The sequence below is a fragment of the Actinacidiphila sp. bgisy167 genome (assembly GCF_965342175.1).
GTDB lineage: Bacteria > Actinomycetota > Actinomycetes > Streptomycetales > Streptomycetaceae > Actinacidiphila.
The window spans coordinates 1-17,444 of record NZ_CBDRBL010000108.1 but is presented as its reverse complement, the minus strand read 5'-3'; the positions used below and the strand labels follow the sequence as shown (position 1 = coordinate 17,444).

General features: G+C 72.7%; 17 protein-coding genes. 7 read left to right on the top strand and 10 right to left on the bottom strand.

From position 1 onward, the window contains the following. Positions 1-41: 41 nt before the first annotated feature. Both ACRWND_RS27960 and ACRWND_RS27955 read right to left on the bottom strand, forming a co-directional pair. A complete protein-coding gene (locus tag ACRWND_RS27960; protein ID WP_431954247.1) occupies positions 42-1,199 on the bottom strand; it encodes a VanZ family protein in 1,158 nt (385 codons plus the stop codon). Positions 1,200-1,797: 598 nt separating this feature from the next. Next, positions 1,798-1,998, bottom strand: a complete 201-nt coding sequence (locus tag ACRWND_RS27955) for a hypothetical protein (protein ID WP_431954245.1) — start codon at positions 1,996-1,998, stop codon at positions 1,798-1,800. 461 nt (positions 1,999-2,459) lie between these two features. Between ACRWND_RS27955 and ACRWND_RS27950 the strand changes: the two genes are divergently transcribed. Beyond that, positions 2,460-3,665 carry a cytochrome P450 gene (locus ACRWND_RS27950; protein ID WP_431954243.1) on the top strand — a complete coding sequence of 402 codons (1,206 nt, stop codon included), beginning with the start codon at positions 2,460-2,462 and terminating at the stop codon, positions 3,663-3,665. A 66-nt stretch (positions 3,666-3,731) separates the two neighbouring features. On the opposite strand, the gene ACRWND_RS27945 is transcribed toward ACRWND_RS27950, so the two are convergent. From ACRWND_RS27945 to ACRWND_RS27935, 3 genes are all read right to left on the bottom strand, one after another. Beyond that, complete coding sequence (locus ACRWND_RS27945; protein WP_431954241.1) at positions 3,732-4,283, bottom strand: CGNR zinc finger domain-containing protein; 552 nt, start codon at positions 4,281-4,283, stop codon at positions 3,732-3,734. 140 nt (positions 4,284-4,423) lie between these two features. Beyond that, on the bottom strand, positions 4,424-5,098 hold the full coding sequence (locus ACRWND_RS27940) for a TIGR04222 domain-containing membrane protein (RefSeq protein WP_431954239.1): 675 nt from the start codon (positions 5,096-5,098) through the stop codon (positions 4,424-4,426). A gap of 82 nt (positions 5,099-5,180) precedes the next feature. Further along, positions 5,181-5,567, bottom strand: coding sequence for a MerR family transcriptional regulator (locus ACRWND_RS27935; RefSeq protein WP_431954251.1), 387 nt, complete (start codon positions 5,565-5,567; stop codon positions 5,181-5,183). Positions 5,568-5,926: 359 nt separating this feature from the next. Between ACRWND_RS27935 and ACRWND_RS27930 the strand changes: the two genes are divergently transcribed. Beyond that, positions 5,927-7,462: a SulP family inorganic anion transporter gene (locus tag ACRWND_RS27930; protein ID WP_431954237.1), complete on the top strand. Its 1,536-nt coding sequence runs from the start codon at positions 5,927-5,929 to the stop codon at positions 7,460-7,462. Positions 7,463-7,719: 257 nt separating this feature from the next. Further along, complete coding sequence (locus ACRWND_RS27925; RefSeq protein WP_431954235.1) at positions 7,720-8,370, top strand: transglycosylase SLT domain-containing protein; 651 nt, start codon at positions 7,720-7,722, stop codon at positions 8,368-8,370. A gap of 53 nt (positions 8,371-8,423) precedes the next feature. On the opposite strand, the gene ACRWND_RS27920 is transcribed toward ACRWND_RS27925, so the two are convergent. Both ACRWND_RS27920 and ACRWND_RS27915 read right to left on the bottom strand, forming a co-directional pair. Beyond that, positions 8,424-10,634 carry a HelD family protein gene (locus ACRWND_RS27920; protein ID WP_431954249.1) on the bottom strand — a complete coding sequence of 737 codons (2,211 nt, stop codon included), beginning with the start codon at positions 10,632-10,634 and terminating at the stop codon, positions 8,424-8,426. Positions 10,635-11,125: 491 nt separating this feature from the next. Further along, a complete protein-coding gene (locus tag ACRWND_RS27915; protein WP_431954233.1) occupies positions 11,126-11,653 on the bottom strand; it encodes a hypothetical protein in 528 nt (175 codons plus the stop codon). Between the two features lie 239 nt (positions 11,654-11,892). Between ACRWND_RS27915 and ACRWND_RS27910 the strand changes: the two genes are divergently transcribed. The 3 genes from ACRWND_RS27910 (at position 11,893) to ACRWND_RS27900 (ending at position 13,577) form a co-directional block, all read left to right on the top strand. Beyond that, entirely contained in the window at positions 11,893-12,096 is a 204-nt protein-coding gene (locus tag ACRWND_RS27910; protein ID WP_431954231.1) for a hypothetical protein, read from the top strand. A gap of 90 nt (positions 12,097-12,186) precedes the next feature. Further along, a complete protein-coding gene (locus ACRWND_RS27905; RefSeq protein WP_431954229.1) occupies positions 12,187-12,870 on the top strand; it encodes a DUF4142 domain-containing protein in 684 nt (227 codons plus the stop codon). Then, entirely contained in the window at positions 12,867-13,577 is a 711-nt protein-coding gene (locus tag ACRWND_RS27900; RefSeq protein WP_431954227.1) for a class F sortase, read from the top strand. The genes ACRWND_RS27905 and ACRWND_RS27900 overlap by 4 nt, the downstream gene beginning before the upstream one ends. Here ACRWND_RS27900 and ACRWND_RS27895 read toward each other — a convergent pair. Beyond that, positions 13,510-13,932: a MarR family winged helix-turn-helix transcriptional regulator gene (locus ACRWND_RS27895; protein WP_431954225.1), complete on the bottom strand. Its 423-nt coding sequence runs from the start codon at positions 13,930-13,932 to the stop codon at positions 13,510-13,512. The genes ACRWND_RS27900 and ACRWND_RS27895 overlap by 68 nt on opposite strands. Before the next feature lie 159 nt (positions 13,933-14,091). On the opposite strand from ACRWND_RS27895, the gene eno reads away from it, so the two are divergent. Next, on the top strand, positions 14,092-15,399 hold the full coding sequence (gene eno, locus ACRWND_RS27890) for a phosphopyruvate hydratase (RefSeq protein ID WP_431954223.1): 1,308 nt from the start codon (positions 14,092-14,094) through the stop codon (positions 15,397-15,399). A gap of 300 nt (positions 15,400-15,699) precedes the next feature. Here eno and ACRWND_RS27885 read toward each other — a convergent pair whose 3' ends face one another. Then, positions 15,700-16,260 (bottom strand): AMIN-like domain-containing (lipo)protein, encoded by a 561-nt coding sequence (locus ACRWND_RS27885; RefSeq protein ID WP_431954221.1) that lies wholly within the window; start codon positions 16,258-16,260, stop codon positions 15,700-15,702. Positions 16,261-16,891: 631 nt separating this feature from the next. Continuing rightward, positions 16,892-17,444, bottom strand: a 553-nt coding sequence (locus tag ACRWND_RS27880; protein ID WP_431954219.1) for a histidine phosphatase family protein, incomplete at its 5' end; no start/stop codon positions are given.

The window sequence follows — 17,444 nt, the reverse complement described above, 5'->3', positions numbered from 1 at the left end:
ACCTCACCCTGCTCCGAATCGACGCACGCGGACGAGCGTCGTCAGGCGCAGGTTTCCACGGCCTTCGGGCCCTCGTCGGCCGACCCGGCGAGAGCGACGCCGAGGAGGCGCCCTGCGGAGTTCACCCTCACCCTCAGCGACGTCACGGCCGGCAGACTGCCGTCACGGTAGGGGTATGTGACGCTCCAGGTCTCGCCCGGGCCGTCGGCGGGCTCCACCGCGGGCCGCTTCGTGTCGGCGGTGGGATAGTGCGCGGACACGTACCGGCCGGCCGTCCGCTTCGCGTCCGCCTCGTCGCGGACGGCCCCCGCGGCCCCGGGAATGGCCCTCCCGAGCGCCGACGGCGCGGCCTGCGGCGGTCCGAAGGACACATCGACGGTGAACCGGTCCGCGTCGGGCCAGTTCACATAGGCGACCCCGCGTGGTTCCAAGGTGGCCCAGACCTCCTCGTTCACGCCCTCCACGCCGCACGGCGTGTTGTCCGACACGTCGGTGATGGCGACGTCGTCACCCAGCGCCGTACGCACGGCCCGCTCGATCAGCGCCCGCTGCTGCGCGGACGCCGGTCTGCTGGGCTCGGCGTGGTCGACGACGCGCAGGTCGACCACGCCCGCCAGCGCGCAGGCCACGGCGAGGAATCCCGCCCCGGTCACCGCCAGGACCCCGCGGTGACGCGCCGGCCAGGGCGCCGGCCGCGCACCGGCGAGGCGGAGGGAGAGAAGCCCGAGGCCCGTGCCCGCGGCGGCGCCCACGACGTTGGTCACGAAGTCGCTGGTGTCGCAGTAGCGGCCGATGACGGGAAGGCAGGCCTGGACGGTCTCGATCCCGCTCGCCAGCAGGACGGACAGCAGCAGCGGCGGCAGCGGCCGCCGGGCCGCGCGGACGCCGAAATAGCCGATCGGCACGAACAGGGCGACGTTCATCAGGCCCTGGGTCGTCCCGAACGCCTCCAGTACGTCCTTGCTCACCGTGCACCTCACCCCGCCCGTGCCGGTCGGTCTCAGCCAGAGCGTCAGGAACAGGGCGGCCGTCGTCGTGGCCGCCCAGGCCGCGTAGGCCCAGGGCCGGTCGGAGCGTCCGCGCAGGACGGCGGAGACGACTCCCAGCACGGCCGCCGAGACAAGCGTGACGAAGAGGAGGTACACCATGTGCCCTCCGAAGACCAGAGCGAACATATCGTGCCCTTCGAACGCGAACATCACGCGACGCCTCGCACAGTGCGGCACGTCGGTGATCACCATGCCGCCCCCGCGTCATGGGCCCTGGCCCAACGCATGACCAAGCGGTAACAGCCGCCTCGCCGCTCCGCCGGTCACCACCGACCGGCCGTCACATCCCGATGGGAGCCGGGGCGGTGACCCGCCGGCAGGTCGTCGCACGCTGCCCCTCCCTTGCACGCGGCCCGCGCAGTGACCGCTGATCCTGGCGGGCGGGAGATCAGGGCGACCTGCCCGGAGTGGCCGACACACCGGAGAGCGCGGGGACCGCGCGCCTGACGGCCGCTCCTAGCACGGGTTCGCCGCCCGGGCCCCCGAGCGACCGCTCGGTACGGATCACGGTGCGGATCACGGTGGAGATCCCGGCGGCCGAGGCGCTGCGGTGGCCTGCCTGGGCCGGTGCGCCGCTGCCCGTCGGCTCGGCCGAGGCGCCACCCGGCGACCCGCCTCGCCGGGCGGCCGGACGAGTGGTGCGTGCCGGAACGCGCGATCGCCTCGGCGGAGCAGGCCTTGGTCGTGGGCGTCATGGCGCCCGCGCCCCGTCCCCCGCATGCCCCACGCCGCCGCACGAACTCGTACGTCACCAGGTCGTCGGCCCGGCCCCGCGCCACTCCACGAGGTCGCTGTCGTACAGGTCGCCCAGGCGGATCCGGAGCCCGGCGCGGCGGACGAGCGCGAGGACGTCGCGGGGGCCGTGGGCGAGACCGAGGATCCTGCCGTCGCACCGCACACGGCGGCCGCCGCTGCCCGACGGCGGGTAGACGATCACTCGACATGGCACCGGTTCAGCCTGGCCCCGCCGCGGCCGGGCCGCATCCTGGCGGAGTAGCCGGGCGAGCGCCCCGCCCGCGCGGGGCTTACCAATGGAGGGACACCACAGGTCCACGAGAGGGCGCGCTGGAGGAACGCCGTCCGGTGACGGTCCACGGTGCCGCGGCCGGGGAGCGCAGCGGTTCGCGGTCGCCATGGCCACGTCGTCCGAGTACGCCGAGCGCCTCATCGAGACCGCCGCCTGTCACCCGGTACGAGGGGCACATGACGCCCGCCGCCCCTCCCGCCCCGGCGGGGGCGGCGGACCGGCATGCGGCAGCCGAGCTCCCGATCCCCTCCGTCGTGCCGGAACCGGGCAGGCTCTCGAGCGGTCCCACCGCCGCGCTCACCGGGTGCCTGCCGGACCGGCGCCCGGTCCTGGCGAGCCCCGCCGGGTGACCCGCCCCGCCCATCCACGAGGAGCCACCGCGCATGACCGCCGAGACCCTGCTGGAACGGATCACCGACTACGCCAGCCGCCCCGACCCGTACCCCCTGTACGCGGAGCTCCGGGATGCCGGGCCCGTGGTGCGGCAGGCGGACGGGAGCTACCTGGTCGGCACGTACCACGAGATCGTGGGCGTGCTCCACGATCCGCGGTTCAGCGCGGACCCGCGCAACCGCACGATTCCGCCTCCCCCGCCCCTGCCGGAGACGCGGCACCTGCCGTTCCTGCGGCTGGACGACCCCGAGCACGACAGGCTGCGCACACTCGCCATGCGGCCCTTCGGCCCTCCCCACAGTCCCCACCGGGTCGACGCCATGAGGGGCGAGATCACCCGGATCACCGGGGAACTGGTGGAGGGGCTCCGGGGCCGCGACCACGTCGACATCGTCGACGACCTGGCCTATCCGCTGCCGGTCACGGTCATCTGCCGGCTGCTGGGTGTCCCGGGCGAGGACGAGCCCCGGTTCCGGGCCTGGACCGACCTGCTCATCGCCTCCGCCGACATCAGCCCCGGCGAGGACAGCGCCGAGCGCGTCGAGACGGGCCGCGCGGCCCAGCAGGAGATGGGGGCTTACCTGCTCGATCTGGCGGAGCGGCGACGCGGCCGGCCCACCGGCGACCTGCTCTCGGACTTCGTCAACGAACCGGACCCGCAGCTGCGGCTGACCGGCGAGGAACTGGCGGTGACCGCGGTGCTGCTCCTCGTCGCGGGCCACGAGACCACGGTCAACCTCATCGCCAACGGCGTCCTCACCCTGCTGCGCCACCCCGGCGAGCTGGAACGGCTGCGGCGCGAACCGGGACTGCTGCCGCAGACGGTGGAGGAACTGCTGCGCTACGAGCCGCCGGTGCACCTGCGTGAGCGCGTCCCCCTCGCCGACGTGGAGATCGCGGGCACGGTCGTCCCGGAAGGGACCTCCGTGATCCTGGCGCTCGCCTCGGGCAACCGGGACCCCGCGCGGTTCCAGGACCCCGATCGGTTCGACCCCGCCCGCAAGGACAACGCGCACCTCGGCTTCGGCAGCGGCGTCCACCTCTGCTATGGCGCGCCGCTCGCCCGCATCGAGGCGCAGACGGCACTCGGCGCGCTGCTTTCCGGCCTCGGCACGGCGGCCCTGGTGCAGGACCCGCCGCCCTACCGCCGCAACGCCATGCTGCGCGGGCCGCGTCACCTGCTCGTCGGCTTCTGAGGCGGACGCCCGTCCGGTGTGGCGCCCCCGGGACCTGGTACGGCCTCATGCCGCAGAGACGCGGCCTCAGGCGCCCGCGGTGCGGCGGCGGGCGCGGAAGGCGGCGGCCTTGACGCGGTTGCCGCAGGTCCGCATCGCGCACCATTCGCGCCGGCGGCCGCGGGAGCGGTCGAGGTAGACCTGGGTGCACCCGGGGCGGGCGCACTCGCGCAGCAGGACCGCCTCGTCGCCGCCGACGATCTCGACTGCCTCGCGGGCGAGGGCGGCGAGCCCCTGTGCCACCGAACCGGACCGGCTGCTCCTGCCGCCCTCGGCGAGCTGCGTCACGACGGTGGCCTGTGCCGCGTGGCCGTTCAGCCGTGCGACGGCGTCGGCGGGCAGCGGCGCGCCATCGAGCCGCGCCTGGACCAGGGCGTGGATCGCCTCCCGCAGTTCCCGGGCGGCCGTGAGGTCCGACGCGCCGGCGCCGGGCGCACGGTCGAGCATGCGGGACTCGACGAACCAGGAGTCGAGAAACCCGGGCGAGGTGAGCGTTTCCTCGGGCGCCGCGTCGCGTCGTCCGTGCAGCGTGCCCACGAAGTCGAGGGCGAGTGTCCCGCAGGGAAAGGCATGGTCCACATCACCAGTCTAAAGGGTGACCTACCATTCGTCACTTGTTGGACCGGTGACTTTCGTGCGACGGCCTGCCAGCACGCACCGACGCGGGACACGGCCCTTGCCGTGCGCCGCCCCGCCGGCCGGACGGCACGTCGGCGCCGTCAGTCCGAGCCCCCGCCGCCACCGCCGCCGAAGTCGAAGCTGCCGCCGAAGCCACCGAAGCCGTCACCGGCATGCTCTGCGTGGTCCGTGCCGTCGTGGGGGTGGTCGGCGCGACGGCGCCCGAAGTCCTGGCGGCCGAAGGGGAACAGGCCTTCGTCCGCCACCCCTCCACGGCCGGCCAGACCCGCCTCCCCGGTGAAGGCCGGGACGAGCACGGTCAACGCGGGGGCGCCGTAGAGGGCCACGGCGAGCAGGATCTCCCGCTCGGCGAGCCCGGCGCGGTCCCGCGGCATCGGCGTGGTCCGCCGCAGGTCCGCGAGGTACCGGCGGGCAGCCCGGGTGGGACTGACGCGCACCAGGCGCAGCAGCCCCGCACCGGCCAGTTCGGCCCTCATCCGGGACAAAGCCCTGCGCACGACCGCGCGGCCGAGCAGTTCCCTGATCCCCGCCGGGCGGTACAGCCCGACGCGTACCGCCTTCTCCAGCGGATGGCGGTGGGGCGGCACGTCCCCCTGCTCCGGGCGGGGCTCCCGGCGCAGGGTGCCCGGCCTGCCGGAGTCCACGGCGCCGCGCAGGTGCAGTGCCACCACGGCGACCGTCACCGCGGCTCTCGGGCCGCCGCGCAGCATCGCGATCTCGTGCGGTTCCAGCCGTACCGCCGCCCGGTCGTCCATGGCGCCTCCCCCCGACTTCCCTGGCGGGTAGGTGCCCATCGCCGGGGGTGGTCGAAGCCTGCCGGAGCCGTTTTCCCCGAACTCAGGGCCGGCCGGGGTCCAGGCGGGCGCGGAGGGTGCTGGCGAAGTCCTCGGCGCGGGACAACTGCACGCGCAGCTCCGCGATCTTGCGCACCGCCTCCTGCTCATAGGCGCGCACCCGGTCCAGCAGCGCCTCGCGCTCCTCACCGCCGGGCGGGTCCGCGGCGTCGAGGCGGTCGATCGCCTGGAGCAGGTCGCGCATCTGGTCCAGGGTGAAGCCGAGCGGCTTCATGCGGCGGATCACCATCAGCCGGGCGACGTCGGCCTCGGTGTAGAGGCGGAACCCACCGCGGGAGCGGGCCGACGGCACGACCAGGCCGGTCTCCTCGTAGTGCCGGATGGTGCGCAGGGACAGCTCGGTGCGCGCGGCGACCTCGCCGATCTGCATGTGCCTGCCGTCGTCCACGTCCGTCGCCCCGCCCCTTGTCCGTCCCGCCGGCGCCGCGCCCCTTGCGCCCCGCACCGATCCTTACCCTAACGTTAGGGTAGAGTTCCCCGGGGCGAGCCAGATGGGTCCGCACACTGCCGTGTCGGGCCCGAGGACGCCCCCGCCGGCGATTCCCACCGCAGTGCGAGCGCCGCCGCCGGCCGTCGGCCTGGACGGTCCGGTGACGCGGGCCCGGCGCACCGCGTGAAGTCGTACGCCCTCCCGGCCGCCCGCACGGGCGCCGACCCGGTCCCCCACCCCGTCACCGCACTCCCCCGCCGTCCACGGGGCGTGCCCGAGCACGACAGGTTCCGCTTCCCTTGCGCCCTTCCGCCGATTCCGCCGATTCCGCCGACACCTCCGCCGCGCCCTCCGCCGCCGCACGGCTGCGCGCCCTGCGTCCTGACTGGCTCTCCGATCCGAAGGTGTGGCGCACCGAGGTGCTGGCCGGGCTGGTGGTCGCCCTCGCGCTGATCCCCGAGGCCATCTCGTTCTCGATCATCGCCGGCGTCGACCCGGCGATCGGCCTGTTCGCCTGCTTCACCATGGCGGTGACCATCTCCGTCGTCGGGGGACGCCGCGCCATGATCTCGGCCGCGACCGGGGCCGTGGCCCTGGTCATCGGTCCGCTCAACCGCGAGCACGGGCTGGGCTACCTCTGTGCCGCCGTCATCCTCGCCGGCGTCTTCCAGATCGTGCTGGGCGCGCTCGGGGTCGCGAAGCTCATGCGCTTCGTGCCGCGCTCGGTGATGGTCGGCTTCGTCAACGCACTCGCCATCCTGATCTTCATGGCCCAGGTCCCGGAGATGCACGACGTGCCGTGGGCGGTCTACCCGCTCATCGCGGCGGGCCTCGCCCTCATGGTGTTCTTCCCGAAGGTCACCAAGGTCGTCCCGGCCCCGCTGGTCTCCATCGTGGTCCTCACCGTCGTCACGGTCGCCGCCGGGATCGCCGTGCCGACCGTGGGCGACAAGGGCGCCCTGCCGTCCTCGCTGCCGGTCCCCGGTCTGCCCGACGTGCCCTTCACCATGGACACCCTCACCACCATCGCCCCCTACGCGCTGGCGATGGCGCTGGTCGGCCTGATGGAGTCGCTGATGACGGCCAAGCTCGTGGACGACATCACCGACACCCGCTCCTCCAAGACCCGCGAGTCCGTCGGCCAGGGCATCGCCAACATCATCACGGGCTTCTTCGGCGGCATGGGCGGCTGCGCCATGATCGGCCAAACGATGATCAACGTGAAGGTCTCCGGCGCCCGCACCCGGCTGTCCACCTTCCTCGCCGGCGCGTTCCTGATGGTGCTGTGCATCGTCTTCGGCCCGGTCGTCTCCGACATCCCCATGGCGGCTCTGGTGGCGGTGATGGTGATGGTCTCCTTCGCGACCTTCGACTGGCACTCCGTGGCGCCGAGGACGCTGCGGCGGATGCCCGCCGGGGAGATCGCCGTCATGGCCGTCACGGTCGCGGTGGTGGTCGCCACCTCCAACCTGGCGATCGGCGTCGTCGTCGGCTCGCTGACCGCCATGGTCGTCTTCGCCCGGCGGGTGGCCCACCTCGCGGACGTCACCGCCGTCGTCGACCCCGACGGCACGACCGTCGTCTACTCCGTGACCGGTGAGCTCTTCTTCGCCTCCTCGAACGACCTGGTCGGCCGGTTCCACTACGCCACCGACCCGGACAGGGTCGTCATCGACCTGTCCGCCGCGCACATCTGGGACGCGTCCTCCGTGGCCGCGCTGGACGCCGTCGAGACGAAGTACGCCCAGCGCGGGAAGACGGTCGAGATCACCGGCCTCAACCAGCCCAGCGCCGTCCTCCACGGCAGGCTCACCGGCGAACTCGCGGGCCACTGACGGCCGCCGGCTGTCAGCGCCGGTACGGCGAGGCCACGGGGGCCGGTGCTGCGCGTGCGGGAAACGTGTCGGGGGAGTTGCCTTGGGCCCTTCCCTCGGGCAGGCTGTCGCTCCAGTCAGGCCTGCCCTCGGCACACCGGCACATAGGGGCTCGCGGGAACGGGAGTCGGCGGTGTTCACTGGCGGCGTCCCCACCCAGGGGCAGGGATCGGTCGGGTCCGGGAGATGACCGAACGGGCCACGCTGGAAGGAAGCATGTGAGCCGGATCTCGGTCCGGGGGATCGCGGTGGCCTCGGCCACGGCGGTCACCTCCGTGGGCGCCGTCGTCGGTGTCGCCTCGAGCAGTCAGGCGAGCGCGCAGCCCGCCGCCGACTCGACCACCGTGCTGGCGGACCTGCCCGAGGGCCAGCGCGTCCAGCAGGCCTCCCTGACCGAGCAGGTGCGCGCGCAGACCGACGCGGCCGACGCGGGCGCCCGGAAGGCCGCCGAGCAGGCCGCGCGGAAGCAGGCCGCCAGGGACGCCACCGCCCGCAAGGAAGCGCAGGCCAAGGCCGAGGCCGATCGCAAGGCCGAGGAAGCCGCCCGCGCCGCACTCATCGTGAAGGCCTCGTACTCCGTCGCGGAGATCCAGGCCATGGCGCAGGCCATCATCGGTGACGCATCGCAATACCAGTGCTTCGCCGGCATCGTCGCCCGTGAGAGCGGCTGGAACTTCACCGCGGCGAACCCCTCCTCCGGCGCCTACGGCCTCGTCCAGGCCCTGCCGGGTTCCAAGATGGCCTCCGTCGGAGCCGACTGGCGCACCAACCCCGGCACCCAGATCAAGTGGGGCCTGAAGTACATGAACGGCCGCTACGGCAGCCCCTGCGGGGCCTGGTCCTTCTGGCAGGCCAAGCACTACTACTAACCGTCTCACCCCGGCCCGCACGGGCCGGGGGCGGGCGGCGGGTGCGGGTGCGGTCAGCGCAACGACTCGGGCAGATCCTCGCGGTGGACGATGCCCAGGCGCTGGGTGGCGCGGGTCAGCGCCACGTACAGGTCGCTGCTCCCGAACGCCGCGGGCTCCACGACCAGGACGTGGTCGAACTCGAGCCCCTTGGCCTCACGCGGACCGAGCAGCACGACGGGCCGGGTGAGGTCGGGCTCGGCACCGGCCGTGACACCGTCCAGCAGGGCGGCGATCTCCTCGTGCAGGGCGCGCGGCGCGATCACCGCCAGACGCCCCTCCTCGGGGGTCAGCTCCGCGACGGCCCGCGCCACCTCCCCCGCCAGATCCGCGCCGGCGTGCCGCGCCCACGGCTTCTCGCCCGTGGAGCGCACCGAGCGGGGCGGCTCAAAGGCAGGGTCCTCGGCCCGCACGACCCGTGCGGCCAGGTCCATGATCTCCGCCGGGGTCCGGTAGTTGACGCCCAGCCGCACATGCTCGAAGCGGTCCCCCACATACGGCTCGAGGATCCTCTCCCAGGATCCGACGCCCGCCTCCTCGGAGGTCTGCGCCGGATCGCCGACCAGGGTCAGCGAGCGGGTCGGGGAGCGGCGCATCAGCAGGCGCCAGGCCATCGGCGACAGCTCCTGCGCCTCGTCGACGATGATGTGCCCGAACGCCCAGGTCCGGTCGGCGGCGGCCCGCTCGGCAGCGCTGCGGTGGTCGGCCTCCTCCTGCCGGTCGGCCATCCGCTCGGCGTCGATGATGTCGTGGGCGGCCAGGACCTCGGACTCGGCGTCCTCGAACTCGAAGGACTCCGAACCGCGGGACACCTCCAGGACGCCCTGCGCGTAGGCGATCTGCTCCTGGCGCTCGGCCTCGGCGGCGGCCCGGGCGGCGCTGTCGTCGTATCCGAGCAGTTCGGCCGCCTCGTCGAGCAGCGGCACGTCCGCCGGGGTCCACTCGCCGCTGCCGGGAGCCCGGCGGATCGCCTCGGCGTCCGCGTCGGGCAGGTACACAGGGTCGGCCAGGTAGTCGGCGAGGAACTGCTGCGGGCTGAGCAGCGGCCACAGCTCCGCGACGGCCGCCCGCACGTCCTCGCTGGCGGCCACGCCCTTGCCGAGCTGCGCGAGGTCGTCCGGGCCGAGGAAGTTGGGGCCGCCGTACGGGTCCGCGCCGATGCGGTCCGCGAGTTGCCGGGTGAGAGCGTCGATGACGTGGAACGCGAAGTACGGCCGGGCGAGGTTGTGCGGCAGGCGCGTCTCGCGGGCGGCCTCGCGCGCCTGGTAGGCGATCTCCCAGTCCAGGACGAGGTCTCCGTCGTCGTGCGGGATGACGATCGGCGCGCCGGGCTCGGGCAGCGCCTGGCGGCCTTGGACGGCGAGGGCGAGCGTCTCGGCCATCTCCGCGGCCCCCTTGACGGCCGCCGCGCGGGGGGTGTCGGTGCCGCGGGCGTGGACGCCGGGGAAGAGTTCGGCCTGCGTGGCGAGCAGGACGCCGGTCTCGCCGAGGGCGGGCAGCACCTCGCCGATGTAGCGCAGGAAGGCCGGGTTGGGACCGACGATCAGGACCGCGCGCTTGGCCAGCACCTCGCGGTGCTCGTACAGCAGGAAGGCCGCCCGGTGCAGCGCGACCGCGGTCTTCCCCGTGCCGGGGCCGCCCTCGACGACGAGGACGCCGCGGTGCGGGGCACGGATGATGCGGTCCTGGTCGGCCTGGATGGTCCGCACGATGTCGGCCATGCGGCCGGTGCGGGCCGAGTTGAGGGCGGCCAGCAGCACGGCGTCGCCGGTGCGGTCCTCGAAGCCGCTGCGGTCGTCGTCCTCGATGTCGAGGATCTCGTCGTGCAGTTCGGTGACCCGGCGGCCCTCGGTGGTGATGTGCCGGCGGCGGCGCAGCCCCATGGGGGTGTGTCCGGTGGCGAGGTAGAACGGCCGGGCGACGGGTGCGCGCCAGTCGATCAGAACAGGGGTGTGGTCGGTGTCGTCGGCGCGGATGCCGATGCGGCCGATATGGTGCGCGGCACCATCCTGGAGGTCGATCCGGCCGAAGCACAGTGAGCCGTCCACGGCGTTGAGGGCCGCCAGCAGGCCGGACCGCTCGGCGACGAGGACGTCGCGTTCCAGGCGAGCCTGCATGCCGGTGCCCACCGGGGCCAGCGCGTCGTCCACGCGCTGGGCGACGACTCCGCGCAGGGTGTCGACCCGCTCGTAAAGCCGGTCGATGTACTCCTGCTCATTCTGCAGCTCGACGCTTTCGCGAGTTGACACATTCGCTCCCTGTCGGATATGCTTTTCCTCATAGCCCCCATCGAGGGGCTATTTCTGTGCGCACACAGAAACACTCACTGTACGTGAGGAAATCCCCGCACCGCAATGGCGTACGGGAATTCCTGCGTACCGAGCCCGGGCGCGTCACGGGTGGGCCGCTGGGCCTCGGGCTGCAACGCCGGGTGGGGTGACGCCGGTGCACACGGCGTCCTCCCGTGGACCGGGCGTCACGGAACGCGGGTGAGGCGGCCGCCGTTCATCAGTTCAGCCGCGGCCCTCCTTGACTCTCGCGCGTCGGCCTGTCTGCCGGCGGCGACGATGGACGCGGATGGCCAGGCAGGCGTAGGGGAAGGCGATCCCGCCGAGCTCGTCCGCGATGCCGCAGGTTCGCCCAAGCCCGGCCGGGCCCTCCTCCACCAAGTGATGTGACGCGGTTTTGCGGGGCGCCCTCGTCGCCCCGCCGCGATTTACAGCTGAACGGCAGGATCGATCGCTCTTGCCACGTGGCCCTCTGCGGTCCCTCCCGTGCATGACCAGACCGCGGTCTCATGGACGTAATCCACATGCAGACCGCGGTCGTGCTCGCCGCAGACGGGCCAGGGCACGCGATGGTGGCTCATGACGAATTCCTGCACTCCTTCCGCCACAGCACCCAGAACCTCTGCCGAATCGGGTGTGGAGACCTCCGCCGACTTGATGTGGACGACGCCGACCGGTCCCAGGTCCGGGTCGCGCACATAGTCGATGTAGCAGAAGTCGTCGCCGGTGGCCGCTTTCCCGGTGTCCTGCTCCGCCGACCTGGCGACCGTCTCGAAGGCCGATCTCGCCATGGAGAAGGTCCGCGCGGTCCACGATTCACAGAACTCCGATTCCGGAACTTCCCCACGCTCGCTGCACAGCTCGGCCATCCACGTCAGTACCTCCTCGGGAAGCTGCTCCCCGTGCCGCCAGACCGCTCGCAGCATCCGGTCCTGCCAGTCCGAGACATTCGACATCCTCGCTGCCTTCCGATGGCAATGAAAGCCGGAGGAGAAGTGGTTGCCCACTTCTCCCCCGGCGGTGATCAACCCGTATGGTCTCAGGTGAGGTCTGGCCCAGGGCCCTGCACTTCCCCCGGTCCGACTCCGGTCTTCCCCTCCTGTTCGGGACACCCCGGGAGCCGTGGAAGACGTAGGTGCCCGGCTCCAGGTGGCCGCAGCTCCGATTCCTCTCGGCGTAGTACAGCGGAAGGACGATGGTGTACACGAACCTCAGAGCGCCGCACTTCTTCCCGATGCTCTTCAGCTTCACGTACCAGGTCAGGTTGCACGTGGACTTCCCGGTGCGGTTCCCGGCACTCGAGGAACTCGATCAAGCCCTGTCCCACCGCGCGCAGACCACGAGGCCGACCAGGGCCAAGACGGTGAAAACGCGGCCGCCCCCGTGCGACCTCGGGTGACGTATGCGCTCAATGGTGGAGCGAGGGCCAAACAGCCTTCCCTTTCCATTTCCCCCTCAGTCCCTCCGACTGGGGCGAAGGGAGTACGCAGTGATACGTCTACGCACGGTCCTGACAGCCGCTGCCGCGCTGGCGACGAGCACGATGGCGGTACCGCAGGCCTCGGCCGCGTCGGTCAGTGACGAGGACACTGCTTTTGTGCGGACCGTCCACCAGGGCAACCTCACGGAGATCGCGGCCGGGCAGGACGCGCAGGCGCATGCGACGACGGCTTGCGTGAAGGAGGTCGGTGACGTGCTCGTCCGCGACCACACCACACTGGACGCGGACGCGAAGGCACTGGCGGGGAAGCTGGGCATCGCCCTGCCCACCGGCCCCAGCGCCACGCAGAACCAGGAGCTCGCCTCCCTCCGCGAGAAGGCCGGCTCGTCGGCGTACGACGCCGCGTGGCTGAAGATCGCGGAGGCCGGCCACGCCCAGACGCTCTCGCTGATCGACCGGGAAGTGAAGACCGGTACCAACGCCGAGGTCGTGGCCGCGGCTCGAGCAGCCCGGCCGGTCGTGGCGATGCACCTGGAGATGGTCAGGGGCGGTACCTGCCACGCGGGCATGGCCGCCGGTACCGTTCACGCCGGCGACGGCGGACAGCTCGCCGCCGCCGGACGCTCCGACGGCACCGCCGCGCTCGTGACCCTGGCCGGTGGCGCACTCCTGGCGGGTCTCGGCACCGGCTGGCTCCTGCGGATCCGGCGACGGACCGCCCCCGGCCGTTGATCCGAGTCTCCGCTCCCGGCGCCGCGACCGCCCTGGCCGTTCTCGGCACGGGAGCGGGCGTGGCCGCCATGGTGACGGGATGGACCCTGCTGCCGGGGCCCGCTCCCGTCGGGGACGTCGGCAGCCTGCGGCAAGCGCCTAGGGCTGCCACGTCCGACGGTCTGACACCGTCCCCTCCTGTCGAGATCCGCGGTCCCGGAGGCCTGCACGCCCCCTTGGTGCCCGTGGCGGCAGCACCCGACGGCGCCCTGAAACTGCCGGCCAGTGGGCGGGTGGGCGGCTGGTGGGCGCTGGGCGCGGCCACGGGTGCCGCCGAAGGCACGACACTGATCGCCGGCCATGTCGACACACGGCGGGAGGGAGTCGGCGTCTTCGCCGCGCTGCTCCCGCTCGAACCCGGCGCCCGCATCGACGTGACCGCCGCCAGCGGCCACGTCCATCACTACGTGGTCATCGCCCGCCGCACCTACGCCCAGCAGAGCCTGCCGGCCGCACTCTTCAGTCGCAAGGGCCCGCACCGCCTGGCCCTGGTCACCTGCACCGGGGCCTACGACCGGGCCAAGGGCGGGTACGACAGCGTCCTCGTCGTGTACGCCGCACCGGACTCGGGGCACACGCGTCCGGGCACCGGGGCTGCCACTAGCGGCTGGCCAGCCGCTCCAGCAACGCGGCGCTCCGTGCCAGCAACACCCGCTCGTCGTCCGTGAGTTCCGCCTCGATGGCCTGGGCGAGCCAACCGGCCCTGCGGCCGCGCTCCGCTTCGAGCGCGGACCGGCCCGCGTCCGACAACTCGACCAGCGACTTGCGTCCGTCCGTGGGGTGCGCCCGGCGCGTGATCAGGTCCTGCTCCATGAGCAGCGCCACCGCCCGCGCCATCGACTGGGGGCGCACCCGCTGATCGGCGGCGAGGTCGCTGGTGGTCATGGCGCCGTTGCGGTCGAGTGCGCCCAGCACGGCGACCTGGCCCTGCGGGATGCGGTCCTCGTGCTTGACGCGTCGGCTGAGTTTCCCCATCGCGGTGCGCAGTTCGGCGGCGATGGCGGCGGCTTCCGAAGTGGGCATAGGGCACTTTACCCCGGTGTCCGGGGACGCCGGACCCCTCGATATGCAGCAAGACTGAACAGCTGAACTGAACAGCTTTGCTGTAGAGTTTGGGAGCCGGGCTCAGCGCCGACGTCGTCGCAGCCGGGGCCACGGCACGCCGCAACGGAAGGAACGACCATGACCGCGAGGGCAGTCGGAACCATCGACACCGCCATCGAAACCGTCACCGCCCGCCGGATCATCGACAGCCGGGGCAATCCCACGGTCGAGGTCGACGTCCTCCTGGCCGACGGGTCCTTGGGGCGCGCCGCCGTCCCCTCCGGCGCCTCGACCGGCTCCCGCGAGGCCGTCGAACTGCGCGACGAGGACCCCGCGCGGTGGCACGGCAAGGGCGTGGACCGCGCGGTGGCGCACGTGAACGGCGAGATCGCGGCGTCCGTGCGCGGCCGGGACGCGGCGGACCAGGCGGCAATCGACGGCCTGCTCGTCGCACTCGACGGCACCGCCACGAAGTCCCGACTCGGCGCCAACGCGGTCCTCGGCGTCTCCCTCGCCGCCGCCAAGGCCGCCGCCGCCGCCCACCGCCGACCCCTCTACCGCCACCTCGGCGGCGCCGACGCCCACCTCCTGCCGCTGCCGATGATGAACATCGTCAACGGCGGCGCCCATGCCGACAATCCGCTGGACTTCCAGGAGTTCATGATCGTGCCCGTGGGCGCGGCCACCTTCGCCGAGGCCGTCCGCATGGGTAGCGAGGTCTTCCACACCCTGCGTCGCGATCTGCTGGCCGCAGGGCACTCCACGGGCGTCGGGGACGAGGGCGGTTTCGCGCCCGCGCTGCGTACCGCCGAGGAGGCGCTCGACTTCGTGATGGCCGCCGTCGAGCGCACCGGATACCGCCCCGGCACGGACATCGGCCTGGTCATGGACCCGGCGTCGTCGGAGTTCTTCCGCGACGGGGTGTACGACTACGCGGGCGAGGGGGTGCGCCGCACCCCCTCCGAGCACATCGACTACCTGGGCAAACTCATCGACGCCTACCCGGTCGTGTCCATCGAGGACCCGATGGCGGAGAACGACCTGGACGGCTGGCGCGAGCTGACCGCCCGTGTCGGCGATCGCTGCCAGCTCACCGGCGACGACGTCTTCTGCACCGACGAAACGCTGCTGCGCGAGGGAATCCGCACCGGTGTCGGCAACTCGGTGCTGGTCAAGGTCAATCAGGTCGGGACCCTGACCGAGGCGCTGGCCACGGTGGCCGCGGCCCACGAGGCCGGCTGGACGGCTGTCATGTCGCACCGCTCGGGCGAGACGGAGGACACCACCATCGCGGACCTGGCGGTGGCGACCGGCTGCGGTCAGATCAAGACCGGCTCGCTCTCCCGCTCCGACCGCACGGCGAAGTACAACCAGCTGATCCGGATCGAGGAGGAGCTGGGGGACGCGGCGCGCTACGCGGGCCGCTCCGCGCTGCGCCGGGCGTGACCGCACCGTCGGCGGCCCCTCGGCCGCCCCGTCGGCCGCCCCGTCGCAGCGCCGCAGGGCCTTCCGAGGCGGGCGGGACACGGCGGCTGCCGTGTCCCATCACGTGCCCATCACGCGCCTGGCGATCGTGCTTCCACGGGTCCGCGGCCGGCCACGACCGGGCCCGGACAGTGCAGGCCGTGGGGCGCCGCGGCTGCCTGAGGCAGGGCTCGGACAGTGCAGGCCGCGGGGCGCCGCGGCTGCCTGAGGCCGGGCCCGGTGGCAAGCGCCACCGGGCCCGGCCGGGTCGGCTTCAGCGCCTCACCAGGTGTGCGCCACGTCGACCACCAGGCGGTCGGGCAGCTGGAACACCCGGAACGGCAACCGCGCCCGGACCCCCAGGCCCAGTTGCGTGTCCCCCTCGAAGCTCGAGGCGAACCTCGCGTCCCGGAAGGTCGGGTAGCCGGTCAGGTCGACGTGCGGGAGCGGCTGCCCCGCCCGGCCCGGGTACGTCACGGCGCCGGTCTCCGGGTCGTACGAGGGCGCGGCCACCCGGATCTCGATGATCGCTCCGCCGGAGACGGGTATGACCTCGCCGGAACCGTCCTGGTGGAGCGTGTCGACGTAACTCACGGTGTAACCGATCGCGGCCGTGCCGGCCTTGGGCACGACGAGCACGATGCGGTCGTAGCATTCGTGGGTACCCGTCCTGATGCCCGACAGCGACCCGAGGTCCGCGTCCGCCGCCGACTTGGGAAGGCTCCCCCAGCCCGTCGGGCACACCGCCGCCGGCGCCGCCGCGACCGCGGGCGCCGCGGCGGCCACCCCCGTGCCCGCCATCACCAGGACGGCCAGCACCGCCCCGTATCGTTTCGCACGCATGAATCCCATCCCCCTTGCATCGCGGTTCTTGCTTCCCCTGATCTGTACGACATGTCGGGCAAGGCTTTGGTTGTACGGGAGGTACCGGAACATGACCTGATGTGCACGGCCCGGCCTTCCGTTTCGTACGAGCGGCCGCCCGCGCGCGGCCCTCGCGTCAGCCGCCGGTACGCGGAGATGAGCGCCCGTGCCCGTGGCGTCCGTCGGCGCCCTCGTCGGACTGCTCGCCGGCCTCTGCCCGTCCCTGCGCGCCGCCCGCATGGAACCGGTCGACACACTGCGCACCCCATCTTGATCCGACCCCGCCGCCGCACCGGACCGCGGGGTGCGGCCGGGTGGACGTCGCCGTTTCATCGTCGTCCCGAGAGTCCGGGGACGGCATGACGATGCGCGGCGACGACCGCCGGTGGGCGTGGAGTCGGCACGGGCCGCTGAACCTCGCCGCGATGAGCTGGAGCGGTGTGCTCCTCCTCGTGGCTGCGTTCACTTCCATCGGCAGCCACTGTCTGCGGGTTCGGGAGGCGTCCCGGCGAGGAGAGGCATCGAGAATGTTCACGAGACATGACGTCAGCGCATGGGACGGCCCGCCGCCCATGAGGGGCTGCGGGCCGTCGAGGCGGTCCGGTAGAGGTCAGCCCGCTGTGGTGGAGGCGAGATGATGAGTGTCACCGAGGCTGACGACTTGGCGGTTGTGGAAGAAGTCGTCCTCGTGCAGCGTGGTGATGCTGCCGAAGGGCGCCCGGAAGCTGGCATAGCCGACAGCCTCGATCGGCATCCTGGTCCAGGACGCCACGACGAACGTCAAGGAGCCACCGTGCGTCACGACGATCTGGTGTTCGCATGGGCGCTGCAGGATCTCGTCCATGGCCGCATAGATGCGCTGCGCCCACGCCCCCTTGGTCTCAGCACCCTCCACGCCCTCGTCGTGTTCCAGTCGCTCTCCGACAGCCGGCGGCGGGATGAACCGCCGGTCCAGCCACTCCTGCGGCCTTCCCCCCGCCTCTCCGTAAGACTTCTCTCGCAGTCTGCGATCCAGGATCGGTTCCACGTCGAACAGCTCGGCGATCTCCTCGGCCGTCCGCCGGGTGCGCTGCAGATCTGAGGAGAACAGCTCCACCTCGGCAGTGCCCGGCACCTGGGCTCGCAGTGCCTGCGATGGAGGTCGCCGCCCGGACGCCGGCGGG

Bases quoted from the DNA above. Each gene is read 5' to 3' on its own strand.
- ACRWND_RS27960 (WP_431954247.1), bottom strand. From the start codon at position 1,199: ATGTTCGCGTTCGAAGGGCACGATATGTTCGCTCTGGTCTTCGGAGGG.
- ACRWND_RS27950 (WP_431954243.1), top strand. From the start codon at position 2,460: ATGACCGCCGAGACCCTGCTGGAACGGATCACCGACTACGCCAGCCGC.
- ACRWND_RS27940 (WP_431954239.1), bottom strand. From the start codon at position 5,098: ATGGACGACCGGGCGGCGGTACGGCTGGAACCGCACGAGATCGCGATG.
- ACRWND_RS27935 (WP_431954251.1), bottom strand. From the start codon at position 5,567: ATGCAGATCGGCGAGGTCGCCGCGCGCACCGAGCTGTCCCTGCGCACC.
- ACRWND_RS27915 (WP_431954233.1), bottom strand. From the start codon at position 11,653: ATGTCGAATGTCTCGGACTGGCAGGACCGGATGCTGCGAGCGGTCTGG.
- ACRWND_RS27910 (WP_431954231.1), top strand. From the start codon at position 11,893: ATGGTGTACACGAACCTCAGAGCGCCGCACTTCTTCCCGATGCTCTTC.
- ACRWND_RS27895 (WP_431954225.1), bottom strand. From the start codon at position 13,932: ATGCCCACTTCGGAAGCCGCCGCCATCGCCGCCGAACTGCGCACCGCG.
- eno (WP_431954223.1), top strand. From the start codon at position 14,092: ATGACCGCGAGGGCAGTCGGAACCATCGACACCGCCATCGAAACCGTC.
- ACRWND_RS27885 (WP_431954221.1), bottom strand. From the start codon at position 16,260: ATGCGTGCGAAACGATACGGGGCGGTGCTGGCCGTCCTGGTGATGGCG.